General features: G+C 35.7%; 9 protein-coding genes. All 9 read right to left on the bottom strand.

The features are described from left to right. Window positions 1–2: 2 nt before the first annotated feature. The 9 genes from AC1MGI_RS07400 to AC1MGI_RS07360 all read right to left on the bottom strand — a co-directional run bounded on the left by AC1MGI_RS07400 (window position 3) and on the right by AC1MGI_RS07360 (window position 12803). The gene (locus tag AC1MGI_RS07400; protein ID WP_480349131.1) at window positions 3–932 is read right to left on the bottom strand and encodes a dihydrodipicolinate synthase family protein; all 930 of its coding nucleotides are present in this window, start codon (window positions 930–932) and stop codon (window positions 3–5) included. 19 nt (window positions 933–951) lie between these two features. After that, window positions 952–1638, bottom strand: a complete 687-nt coding sequence (locus AC1MGI_RS07395; protein ID WP_480349130.1) for a YesL family protein — start codon at window positions 1636–1638, stop codon at window positions 952–954. Between the two features lie 46 nt (window positions 1639–1684). Further along, window positions 1685–2704: an SGNH/GDSL hydrolase family protein gene (locus tag AC1MGI_RS07390; protein ID WP_480349129.1), complete on the bottom strand. Its 1020-nt coding sequence runs from the start codon at window positions 2702–2704 to the stop codon at window positions 1685–1687. 35 nt (window positions 2705–2739) lie between these two features. Then, a complete protein-coding gene (locus AC1MGI_RS07385; RefSeq protein ID WP_480349128.1) occupies window positions 2740–4080 on the bottom strand; it encodes a sialidase family protein in 1341 nt (446 codons plus the stop codon). A gap of 441 nt (window positions 4081–4521) precedes the next feature. Further along, window positions 4522–6219: a type 2 periplasmic-binding domain-containing protein gene (locus AC1MGI_RS07380; RefSeq protein ID WP_480349127.1), complete on the bottom strand. Its 1698-nt coding sequence runs from the start codon at window positions 6217–6219 to the stop codon at window positions 4522–4524. 14 nt (window positions 6220–6233) lie between these two features. Next, window positions 6234–7118, bottom strand: a complete 885-nt coding sequence (locus AC1MGI_RS07375) for a carbohydrate ABC transporter permease (RefSeq protein WP_480349126.1) — start codon at window positions 7116–7118, stop codon at window positions 6234–6236. A gap of 16 nt (window positions 7119–7134) precedes the next feature. Beyond that, the gene (locus tag AC1MGI_RS07370; RefSeq protein WP_480349125.1) at window positions 7135–8088 is read right to left on the bottom strand and encodes an ABC transporter permease; all 954 of its coding nucleotides are present in this window, start codon (window positions 8086–8088) and stop codon (window positions 7135–7137) included. 347 nt (window positions 8089–8435) lie between these two features. Further along, complete coding sequence (locus AC1MGI_RS07365; RefSeq protein WP_480349124.1) at window positions 8436–11195, bottom strand: sensor histidine kinase; 2760 nt, start codon at window positions 11193–11195, stop codon at window positions 8436–8438. Between the two features lie 18 nt (window positions 11196–11213). Further along, the gene (locus AC1MGI_RS07360) at window positions 11214–12803 is read right to left on the bottom strand and encodes a response regulator (protein ID WP_480349123.1); all 1590 of its coding nucleotides are present in this window, start codon (window positions 12801–12803) and stop codon (window positions 11214–11216) included. Window positions 12804–13150 lie beyond the last annotated feature (347 nt).

Below are 13150 nucleotides of genomic sequence, written 5' to 3'. Positions count from 1 at the left end.
CTTCACCTCACTCTTACACTTTTTGCTTCACTGATATAATCCAAGATTTTTTGGTTTAATCTTTCTATGGAAGCCTCATCCGACTTTCTTATTGGCAATAACGGCAGACGCGGTTCTCCGCAATCAATATGGCGTAGCTTTAAGATCGCTTTACACGCACCATAAAGGGAAGGGTAGGATAATAATTCTGAAATGATATCGTTTACTTTATATTGCCAATGTCGTGCTTCCTCAATATTTCCTTCTTGAAAACACTGTTCAATTTTCAAAAACAACTCAGGCATGACACCATACGTACCGCCAATCCCTCCATCTGCTCCGATCATTCTACCAGCAATGTATTGTTCATCTGGTCCGTTAAAGACAAGGAAGTCTTCTCCACCAATTGCTTTAAACTGCTGCAGCTCGTATGTGCTTTCAGATGAAATTTTCACACCAATTACTTTCTCTTGTGCGGCCATTTCTTTCAGTAGCTCTGGAGAAAGATGGAACCCTGTAGTTTGAGGAATATGATAAATAATAAAAGGAAGATCTGTGCTGTCAATCATACTTTGCCAGTGTTGTTTTACACTAGTAGGAGAGAGACGGTAATAAATAGCTGGGACAGCAGAAATCGCATCCGCGCCTGCCAGCTCTGCATGTTTTGCCAGCTCCACACTATGCTTTGTAGACGGACTTCCAACATGGGCAATGATGGTCAGTTCTTTTCCCACTTCCTCCATGACAGCATCCAATACAAGTTTACGTTCTTCATTGGTTTGGAGCATTCCCTCTCCAGAACTTCCGCCAACATATAATCCTTTTACGCCACTATCTACATAATATCGAGCCAGTTTTTTCACACGTTCATAAGAGACTTCTCCGTTTTGGTCATAACAGGAGTACATCGCAACAAAAATCCCTTTGAATTTCTCTCTATTAACTATATTCATACTAACGCCTCATCCCTCATTAAATTTCAATTATCTTTGCATTATTTGAAGTAATTCCATTCACAGGATTTTTCCCTTTTAATTTAGAAGCCTTTCGTTCCATACTGACAAATGCCGTATTAGCGAGCCACATAAGCGAATATGCCAACAAGCTGAAACTAAAGAACGGAAAGAGCCCTGGAAACTGGATCATGACCATGCTGAAACCAGCGATAACGGCAGCCATACTGATCACTTGAAACGGATGAGAGATGGCAGTGATGACCGCATATTTTATGACATTGGATAGCCTAATATCGAAATGGACATATACCGGAATAACAAACAATACCGTCATTAAATATGCGATAGACATTGTCGAAACGACAAAAAATAATATGATTTGGATTGTATCATTTCCCGCTCTAAATAATTGGAGATAATAAAAAAGGCTAAATCCTGTCACAACAATAACCCATCCCAATATATTGGCCTTAAAAAAAGAAGCACGGTACAGATTCCAAAATGTACGAAAAAGAGGAAATTCAGTTTGCTTATTCATCCATTTCCTACAAATCGCAAACATTGTAAAAGTGGCAGGAAAGATGCCCCCTACGATTAGCCCCAAAATACAGAAAAGTATCCATATTAATTGAACAAAAAAGAATCTTGCAATCCATTCCATGACCGTGTTTAATTTCCCCATGTAGCCGCCCGTTTGAAACATTTTCCCACCTCATTTTTTCTGAGCATCTATTGTCATATCGATGCTATCAAAGCTTACATATCATTTTTTCTTTGTCTCTGACAGGCACGTTTGCTTCTACCATCTGTTGAAAACGAACAGCCAGTATTTTATCGCCTTCAGCATTTGGATGCAGCCCATCAGGCATATACTTTTCATACTCTTCTCCAAACATTTCAAGACCGTCTAAATAATACAAATTTTGATCGCCATGCTTCTTCAAGATTTCAATAACTTGTACGATTTCTTTTCTTGTCTTTTCAAGTGATAAACCAACTTTGTTTTCTGTTTTTTCATATTCCCTGTTAAAAATAGGAGAAATGATCGCAATTGGCACATCTTTTTGTTTATCTCGGATGCTTTGGATAAAGCCCATTAATGCTGGTGCAAACGTTCGATCTGAGAGCGCGTTTCCTCTTACAATGTTGATTCCTACACACATAGATATAAAATCGGCAGGCATATCGCGGATCATCCGAGCTACCGTAGGTTCCAAAAAACAATTTCCACTGTATCCAAGACAAGTAAGATTAAAGTCCATCTCATTCGATGCAAGCGCAGGCCATGTTTGGGAAGGGCTCTCAGAATAATAACAATGAGTAATCGAACTTCCATAAGTAACCCAGTGCAAGCGTGAATCCTCTACAAGCTCCCACTTTGCGTGCTTATCAATCCAAATTCCAGTAATAGGTACAGCCATTTTTTGCGATAAATATAGTTCGATCAGCTTTGTTTCGTCTGAAAGACCATCAAAGTGTACAGAAGTATCTCCTTTTGAGATGTGAGCAGTTTTGTATAGAGAACCGTTTATTAAACAATCCATCTGCATAAACTCAGCTGCGCCCAATATTCCAATGTTTATAATTTTCGTATTACTACGAATTACTATTCTGACACCAGCAGGAAGCTCTGCCTGCCCACCAATCTCGTTTGGTAAAAAAATCTCAGCTTGCCCAAAAGGAATTCTCCAAGGTTTCATATACGTTTCTTTTTTTTCAATTGAGATGGCCCCATGAAACATTTTTTCAGATAATGGCAGTTGTTGCACGGTAATCACTCCAAATCAGTTTCATAGTTAAAAACCTAAGATTTCAGCCATTCTAACGTAAACGTACAAAATTGTATGTCCATGTTATTCCAATCAGAGTAATCATAAACACGTTCATATAGGACGCCAATTTCACCATTCTTAAGGACAGTTAAGCAAGAATATCCATAATAGCCGTCTTCTATCACTTTACTGTATGGCCATGTCTTCCCACCATCTTCACTTAAGCGAACGGTTCCTTTTACTCTCGTTTTTTCATCATCTGGATTAGAGAATAAAACACGTACCTTGCCATCACCCAAATCAGGATAAAGCACAACACTTGACTGACAAGTCGGATCGACCAATGCCATATCAAACGTCACTTCTCCCCATGTTTCTCCGCCATCAGGACTTGTTGTAACAGCTGTTCTTTGAATTCCATAATGATTACGTAAATAATATTTCAATTCACCTGTAGGCAATTCAATCACTTGAGACTCTGTCAAATATTGTTTATCTTCTGAGATTGTTTCAGCAGACAGAATTTCTCCGTCCAATTCTCTGCCATCATTTGGCGATTCCCCACGTTTCCATGTAATCCCATGATCATCACTATAAATACACGCACAAGATAGGTGACCTGCTTCATTAGAGAAGTATATTGGAAAAACTAATCTTCCTGCATGCTTCCCTTGCTTTAGTTGAATCCCACAGCCTGGACCTGAACCGATAAACTTCATCCATTCCTCTTTAACCATTCCATTCAATTCTCTAGGTTTCGACCAAGTACGGCCATCATCATCACTCTGAATGATTTGTAAAAAGGAAGTTCTTGCTTCTAGTAAACTTTCATTTAGATCGCTTCCTTTTTTCAAATAGATATTTCCATGTAGCTGAGTCTCTTTATTAACATTTCCTTGATCGTCTACTATATAGTCTGTTAAATTGTTGTCTGAGTCATAGACTTGCCCATCTTTTGCAAGGAAGTAACATTGACCATTTTGATCATACAATTGCTTACGCCCATCTGAATCAAAGCCAATTCCTGATTCACTATTCCAAAGACCAACTCCACCTGGAGTATGACAGAAAATCATAAATATCGTGTTCGTTACTTCATCTTCTAAAAGTGCTGTATCGATTGCGGCTGCTCCGTCTAACCCTTCCCCTGCATAGGCAACTAACTTTTGTGTAGGTCCCCACGTTTTTCCATGATCTTCACTACGGCGAATCGTCACATCGATTTTGTTAGGGTTGTCTCTTTGATCAGCTAGCCTTGCATCGATTCCTGCAATGACAGTCCCTTTCGATGTTGTAATCATAGATGGAATTCGATAAGATTTAGAATCTGCAAAACCTGGATAAAAGATTGCTTCTTTCTGGATATTGGACATGTGAATATCTCCTTTTATTATAATAATATAGATACTCCAATTTCATTTAAGGTCAACATTTAAGCTGTAATATGTAATAAAAAGCGTCCATGAGCGTCTGATCCCAACTTAGGCGATGAAAAAGGTTCAGGTTCTCAATTTGTATCACCTTATGAAGGGGGCGGTGCGGGGCTGATTTTGCGAAGCCCCGCACCTTTTCCACAGAAAAATGAATGCTCATTGCCCTTTTCTGCGATATTTTCCTGATAATAGGCATATTGTTGTCTACCTTATCAATATTCCTTCATTAAAACGACAAATCATTGAAGACAATAAGACTGCTTATTATGAAAGGGCCGTACTTAATCATCTACTATATATCGTTTTCATTACGTCTCAGTGACACAATCAACCGTGTATAGAGTGTAAAATAGACCCCTTCTTAGAAAACCTCTTATTTACTTATTGCGTCATTAAATCTGATACTTTATCTGATTTTTCCATCTCATTCAGGATATCTTTTCCGCCGTTATTCAACCAGTTTTCAACATATTTATCCCATTCTTTATCGATGTCAACTTCCCCTACAATCGCTTTCATTCTAAATTCATCAACAACTGTTTTTAATTGTCCTTGGTAACGCAACTTCATTTCAGCCATTTTTGTTTTATTCAAGACATCCCATTTATATGGACGAATTAACATATTTTCTTTTACATCATCTCGAGCAAAGTATTCTTTTCTAAGATTCATTGTATATTCTGATGTAAACCACTGTACTCTTTCCTTATCATAGGTACGGAAGTTATAACCCCAGAAGCCAGAATTTCCTTCTTCAGCTGCATATTCAGGGCGTACCTTTAAGGCAGATTTTTCAGGCTCGCCTTCCCAATCTGAATGAACGCCAACTTCGCCATAAAGCGTCCATCTTGCCTCGTTATCAAAGTTGATATAATCAAAAATTTGGAGAATTCTTGCTAATTCTTCATCTGTTACATTTTTTGAAACATAGAATGCATCCGCTAAATTACCAACTGGTATAAATGAGCCAACACCTTGCTGTCCATTTCCACCAATTTCCGGTGCAGTAGCCAGTATTTTAGCAGTAGAGTTTGGATTTTCTACAAGATTTTGTGGAGCTCGTCCTTTAGCCCAATCATCCATTGCAAGATATGAAGATTGTGCAATATAGTAACCGATTTTTCCTTGTTTGTATTTTTCCCAACTCTTATTTAAATCAAGTGTTGTAAATTCAGGATCAATTAATCCCATATCATACCATTTAGCTAACAACTTAAGAAATTCTTTATATTTCTTAGAAATCTCTGTAACTACTAATTTATCATCTTCGATAAAATTGTAATCAGGAGCTAATCCAAATGATCCCATTAAGGAAGCTGCCCAGTGCATTTGGTCATTATATGGAGAAATCCCATACGTATCATTTTTTCCATTTCCATCTGGATCATTAAATGTAAACGCTTTTAAAATTTCTTCTACTTCTTCAAGTGTATAAGCTGTGTCTGTATAATAAATTTTCTCACGTCCACCGCTTGGGCCAACTTGTTTAATTTCTCCTGGTGGTTCAATTCCCAATTTCTCCAACCAGTCTAGACGGAATGTTGGTGTCCAAGTTAATCCATCGACATGTGAATATAAACCAATTAATTGTAAATATTCATTATCCGAACTCTTTAATAAGTTCATTTCTGGTCCTGGTGGGTTTTCCTCTAACATTTTCATATAGCGAGGCGCATACTTTTCAAGCATCTCTTTTGGAATCGTTCTTGTTAATCCTGCATCAAATAATTCCTGTGGTGTTTTTCCTCCCGCAGTAAAAGCAAATGTATCAGGTAATTCACCAGAAGCAACCATTAAGTTCACTTGGTCTTTATTCCAAGTATCTACTTTTGTGTTTTTGATTTTAATATTAAATTGTTCTTCTAATCTCTTTTGAACATAGTTTCCATCTTCCGCTTTTCCTCTTGTCACTGATCCAGATAAGCTTAATTCAAGTTTATCTGAATAATCCCCTGAATCCGGCAAACTTGCAATATCGATCTTTTTCCCTGAAGTAGCTTCATTATTTGAGCAAGCAGTTGTTAGAAGTAACGCACTTGATAAAGCTGCAGCTGACAGAACTTTTGCATATTTCTTCATTGTATATTCCCCCATTATCCTTTTAATGAACCTATCATAATGCCTTTAACGAAATATTTCTGTACAAATGGATAGATTAAAACGATTGGACCGATGGAAATGATTACAGTAGCTGCCCGCACATTACTTAACAATAAGTCTGCGCTAGACGAACCGCCTCCACCCATTTGGCTATTTGCTTGTGTAAGATCCATCGCTACAAGCATATCTCTTACGACGGTTTGTAAAACATCTAATGAATCGTCTTGAATATAAATCAAAGCATGGAACCACTCATTCCAATGATAGACCGCTGCCCAAAGTGCTACAGTTGCGATAACAGGTTTCGATATTGGAATAATTATTTTAGTTAAGATTTGAAAATAATTGGCACCATCAACAATCGCTGATTCTTCAAGCCCTTTATCAATCGTCATAAAATAGTTTCGCATAATGATGATAAAGAAGACATTGACCGCTGAAGGCAAGATTAATGCAAAACGGCTGTCAATTAAACCAAGGTTTTTAATTAGCAAAAATTCAGGAATCATACCTCCTGAGAAGAACATCGCAATCAAGAAAAAGATTGTAAAGAAGTTCCGATATGGTAAATCCTTCTTTGAAAGTGGATAAGCAGCTAATACTGTAAATGAAACAATTAATATCGTCCCTACCACTGTTCTAATAATTGTATTTAAATACGCGACCATAATATTTTGGTATGAAAATACAAATGTATAAGCATCTGGTATCCATTTATCCGGCCATAAATTGATTCCGAGACTAGAAGCAGATTCGGCATCTGAGAAGGATAAAACAACTGTCTGCCAAAATGGGTACAACACGATAATTGAAAATAAGGTAAATCCTGTAACATTTAGAATATCAAATAAGGAGATTTTACGTTTTTTTAAAGCCATTTTTATTTCCTCCTTTCTACCAAATTCCGTGTTCGCTCTTTCTTCGAATGATCGCATTCGCGGTGAGGATCAGTGCTATACCAATAACGTTTTTAAATAATCCTACTGCTGTTGCATAATCAAATTGGAATTGCTCTAATCCACTTCGATACACATACGTATCGATAATGTCGGCAACCTCATATACTAGCGGGTTGTACAAGTTAAGAATTTGATCGAAACCGGCATTTAATACTGCCCCTAGTCGAAGAATAAACATAATGATAACCATTGGCATAATCGATGGAAGAGTAACATGAATCATTTTGCGAAATCTTCCTGCTCCATCTATTTCCGCTGCTTCATATAATTGAGGATCTATGGACGTAATCGTAGCCAAATAAATAATCGCTCCCCAGCCAAGTTCTTTCCACATATCAGTAAGAATTAAAATGGGGATAAAAGAACCTTTATCAGACATAAAGTTAATGGCCTCTCCACCAAAGAATGTAATAACATAGTTAATAATTCCTCTTTGCGGAGAAAACACTTCAATTACCATCGCTGATAAAATAACCCAAGACATGAAATGTGGCAAGTACGAGATCGATTGACTCACCTTTTTAAATTTTTCGCTTTTAATTTCATTTAATAGGATCGCAAAAATAATCGGTGCTGGAAAAACAATTAATAACTTTAATAGACTAATAACGATTGTATTTTGCAAAGCCCTAATAAATAAGAAATCGGAAAACAGTCTTTTAAAATGTTCAAAGTTATTCCATGGACTATCCCAAATACCTAAACCAGGAGAAAAGTTTTTAAATGCGATCAAAATGCCATACATTGGAATGTAATGAAAGATAAATAACATGACCATCGGAATAGCCATCATAAAATAAAGCATCTTCATTTTCTTCATTCTAATCCAATTAATATTTTCTTTACGTTTGGGCTTTGATTCTACCGCCCTTTCTATTACTGTTTGCATGATATTTCCCCCTCTCTCTATTCTTTTTTTGAAAGCGTTTACTGTTTTCAGAATAATATAAAATCAAAACAAATAGTTCTACTATATTTAGAAAAATTATCACTATTTTAAGCATTAGTAAAAATAGTGTAAAAAATATTTCATTCTATCTGCAAAATGAAGCTATCGGATTTATATTTATAAATCCGATAGACTAAGTATTATTTGTTATACAAAAAATGCCCCATTCGAAGTCTGACTCCCATTCACAGTACTATATCTAGATAATTTAAAACACAAATCAAACTAAGATAGGATTGTGAAGAGAGCTGACTCCATGACTTTTGGGACATCCTTTACATAAAAAATTATTTAACAATTGGAATAACGATTGAAACTTGTGTACCTTCTCCGAACTTACTTTCTATGTTAAGACCATATATACTTCCAAAATGAAGCTTGATCCTTCCATTAACATTGTAAATACCTGATTTATTTAATACCGCTGCGAAAAGATATGCTTTCACCTTTGAAAGATCCTCTTCTCTTATGCCAATGGCATTATCTTTTACACGAATATGCACCGTATTTTCAATACGTTTACAGGAAATATGAATTGTTACCATATTCTTTGTTTTTCTAGCTCCATGGTGAATCGCATTTTCAATAACTGGTTGGATAATCAACTTAACCGTTTTGAAATTTAATACATCATCATCAACATCCCAAATACATTCAAAATTATCAAAACGATATGACATAATTTTAATATAAGTCTTAGTATAGGCCAGCTCATCTCTGATTGCGATCATTACCTGTTCTTTATTCGTAATGAATCGAAACAGCCTACTTAATGAAACAATCATATCTACCGATTTATCCGTTTCATTTGACTCAACGAGGTAAATCAAATTGTCCAAAGTATTATATAGAAAGTGTGGGTTAATCTGCGACTGTAAAGCATTGATTTGAATCTCCCGCTTTTCATATTTTAGCTGGATACGCTCTTTATTCGCCTCTAGCGATTCATGCATTAACTCTTCCATTCTCTGAATCATCGTATTGAAGTTTCTAGTTAGTGTATCCACCTCATCAATTCCTGAGAATTGTTCAGCAATCTCATGATGAGACCCTTCTAAATCGAAAGTATTGAATAATTCATTTAACTGACCGAACGGCCTCAATATTCGTTTAGAAATCCAGTAGGAAAAAACGAGTAACAACAGAAATATGATGAATAACAAATAAAGATTGCTGATAAACAATTGATTGACCTGCTTTTGTATATCAGAATAATTATATTTGGAGATAAATTTCCATCCTTGTTCTGTTATTTTTGTACTATAGATATGGTCATTTAAACTTTGAATATGGTCATTTTCTAATAAATCTTCTGTCACTTCCAAAACGCCGCCAATTTTTATTGGATTTTGATGGGAGATAATCCTATTATTCTTATCTACTAACAGCAAATCCAGGCCTGGTTTTCGCCAATTTGAATAAAAGTTTGATAGTTGATTACTATCAATATCTACCGTAACATATCCAATCACCTCTGAATAATTATCGGGTGAAAATATCGGCATCCCCATTATAATTGTACTATTATTGAAATGGTTTCTTTCCAACGTATAACTTATTTTTCGACCAGAATTTAATAGAAGTTGATAAAATTCATCATTTAATTGATTCGGATGACTATAGCTGTTCGTGTACAAAAATTCACCATTTTGATTATAAATCCATATATTCTGTTTCATTAATTCGGAATATTTCTTTTTATCCAGCAACTCAGACCCTATCTCATCCTTTTTTTCCTCTTTTACTTTATACTGTAGTGGATTATCTAAGGCGATCCTCGCCATAATTAGCTCTCTCTGATTGATTTCATTACTCATAATCCTTGCCATCTTTTCATGTACTGTGTGATAACTTTCCTGCAAATCCTCCAAAACGATTTTAGAAGTTTGCCAATAAAAGATCACCATAAATACAATGAGAGGCAACAAAATGGTCATTAAAAAATAAAAAAAGAATCGTTCTCGTAAACTCACTTTAATGTGCCTTTTATCATTTTTTTGCAAAAGACTGCTATAACTTTTACTTTCTTCATGCTCTTTTAAAGATGTTAATAATTTATATAAAGGCTGAAGCATTTTTCTACCAACTATTCTTGAAAAAATATAAGCAATTAATACAGTAAAAAGAAAAATCAGAGCAATCACTTTCAACGTTGTTTTCATTTGCTTCGAATAATAGCCTATTTGTTCCGCATAAATGAGTTGAAACTTATAAAAAGGTATACTTGAATAATGAAGTTCCACATCTTCTTTCTTTGATAGCAATCCTTTTTTACCCTGTTCCAATCTATCGATCTCATTAGGAATATTTCCATCTACTTGATTTCCTTTAAAAAGCATCGTTCCTTTTCTGTCATATAATGCAATTTGATCTGCATAAAAGATATGATCATCTAAATTATTCATATTCATTATAATTAGGATGACTCCTTTAAATTGGCCGTCCGCTGATACACTATTAGCTCCAAAATACATTTGGTTATTCAAGTCTTTTGAAGTAACATCCTCTTGCCAGTTCTTATCACCTAACAAAGGATGCTCGATCATCTTATTTGTTTCACCAATGGAAACAAAATGATAATTACTCTCCACTTCACTTTTTAATTTCATTCCATTAAACTTGTAATCCACGTATTTACTGTCTGAACTGAATTGGGATTCTGGTGTAATAATCAGAATACTATCAATGAGCTTGTTATTCTGTTTGATTGCATACAAGTATTCCTCAAGGCTCTTCATCTGGTAGTACTTATCGGAAGGACTGAGTTCCGAACCTGTCAATTCATCTATATATCGAATTACAATCTCATTTGCCTTTAAGTTGTTAATCGTTTCATACATATTGTTAAACTTGAGTTGTATTTCATTAGAAATTTGGTCTATCCTTAATTGGGTAGTAGCTTCTTTTTTTTCTTCAATAAAGTCTTTTATTTTCACATAATAAATAGAACTTAATAGCAAAAGAAAAATGAATACCACAATCAACGAAAACATCAGTAAATAGTTTCGAAAAGGGTATTTCCCTTCTATTCCTGTTTTTTTCCTCATGCTATACCTCCACGAGCGCTACCGTTTTTGCTGTCTTCTAAACATGACTGGCGTGACGCCTTTTTCACTTTTAAATACTTTGATAAAATACGAATGGCTATGGAAACCGACCATATCAGATATCATCTTAACTTTATTATCTGTCTCTCTTAGCAGTTGTGCGGCTTTCTCAATTCTAACCTCATTCACATACTCGATGAAATTTTGGCCTGTCTCTTTTTTAAAAATAGCACTAAAATATGCTTGATGAAGGAATAGGATATTCGACATTTCAATTAATGTAATCTTCTCATGATAATTTGACTTCACATATTCCTTGGCAATCAGCACGTAGCGATTAACATTCTGCTCATCACTTTTCGTTAAGTCATAAGACATGGTTTCCAGCATTTGTTTCAGCCATCTTTTCAATTCCTTTAAAGAATCAATCTCATAGATTTTTCCTAGTACCTGCTGATTATCTATTGATGGGAGTGCGAGCCCCTTTTCTTTAAGCCTGAAGATAAGCATAATGACGAGCTCGGAACAGGAACCACGTATTTCTGAAATTTTCTGGCCTTTTGATCGCTCCAATGCTTCGAAGAAACGGTGGATATCATTTGAAATTTCAGTTATTTCCCCAATTAAAACAGACTCCATCAGTTTTCCCTCAATGCTGTTCACATGCTCCACTATATTATCTTGAATTATCTTATTATTTTCGAATCCTTCGTTGGCAGACAAATCCTCACGAAAGATGACCGTCTCATGTTCACTAAAATATTTATAGCTACTAGCATGGACAGCTTCATGATAAGAACGGCTAATTTCTTGGATCGATTGGGCCAAATTGCCAACCCCCACAACAATATGGGACTTTTCTTTGAATATTTCTCCAAGATTTTGTTGCAAAGAGTCTGCAAACAATAGAATTTTTGGCTTTAAATCTTTTCTTAAAACAGGCTTCTGTTCAGAGATTAATAAAATGAGACTATTCCCGTAAAACAATACAGGGACACGATAGCGCTTCCAAAAATCAGTTGCAAGCTCTTTAATCTTTTGCCTAATTGAGAAGGTTGAGGTTTCTTTAAACACCCTTTCAAATGAAAAGATGGCGACCCTAATGTATGGATTTTGCGCACTCCATTCCTTAGTATACGTCTGTAAGTTTGCACCTTTAATCAAATCCAATAGCATTAATTCCTGCGTATTCCATTTATCATTTGACGCACTTTCTTTTTTCAATTCTGCATCTTCATTTAATTCGCCCCTCAGTTTATTAAAACCATCATAAAAATCCTCCTTGTTCAATGGTTTCAACATATATCCCTTCACACCGTATTGAATGGCATCCTGGGCATATTTAAAGTCATCATAAGCACTAAGGATGATGACCTTTATATCCGGGTATGATATTTTTATTTCTTTAGCTAGCTCCAACCCTGTCATTTCAGGCATAAGCACGTCAGTCAACACTACATCAGGATGTTCCTGTTCAATGAGTACTAGAGCTTCACGGCCATTTTCTGCCGCCCCAACTACTTCAAACCCAACATCAGACCATGGAAAATAACGGGTTAATCTTTCTCTAATGCTTTTTTCATCATCGACTACTATTACTTTATACAAAAACATTCAACTCCTTTTAGAAGTGTGCCTATTAGTATCACTAGATTGGTTTATTAGCTCAAGTATGTTGTTTATTGATGAACCATCACGAATTTCTGCCCTATTCTTTCGAAAAACAACGTCCGCTACTTTGGCCATTTAAGGACTACCTTATTGGTATCCTGCTCTTATTGTATAAGAAAATGTTTAAGCATGGGGGAAAAGTTGTTGAAAAAGAGCGAAATGTGGAGAAAGGGGACACTCATGACTGTTAAGGACCTTAGGCAAATCTAAAACAACCATGAAAGATTCATAACAGAATGGCAGGCCGGACACAAAACACCCGCAAAGCTTTCTAATTGGCTTTG

The organism is Peribacillus sp. BM1 (genome assembly GCF_056679975.1).
Note: the sequence above shows the minus strand (reverse complement) of the source record. Positions and strands in the feature narration are given on the sequence as shown.

Coding starts and splice junctions, on each gene's coding strand:
- AC1MGI_RS07365 (WP_480349124.1), bottom strand. CDS start 11,195: ATGAGGAAAAAAACAGGAATAGAAGGGAAATACCCTTTTCGAAACTAT.
- AC1MGI_RS07385 (WP_480349128.1), bottom strand. CDS start 4,080: ATGTCCAATATCCAGAAAGAAGCAATCTTTTATCCAGGTTTTGCAGAT.
- AC1MGI_RS07380 (WP_480349127.1), bottom strand. CDS start 6,219: ATGAAGAAATATGCAAAAGTTCTGTCAGCTGCAGCTTTATCAAGTGCG.
- AC1MGI_RS07400 (WP_480349131.1), bottom strand. CDS start 932: ATGAATATAGTTAATAGAGAGAAATTCAAAGGGATTTTTGTTGCGATG.
- AC1MGI_RS07370 (WP_480349125.1), bottom strand. CDS start 8,088: ATGCAAACAGTAATAGAAAGGGCGGTAGAATCAAAGCCCAAACGTAAA.
- AC1MGI_RS07395 (WP_480349130.1), bottom strand. CDS start 1,638: ATGTTTCAAACGGGCGGCTACATGGGGAAATTAAACACGGTCATGGAA.
- AC1MGI_RS07375 (WP_480349126.1), bottom strand. CDS start 7,118: ATGGCTTTAAAAAAACGTAAAATCTCCTTATTTGATATTCTAAATGTT.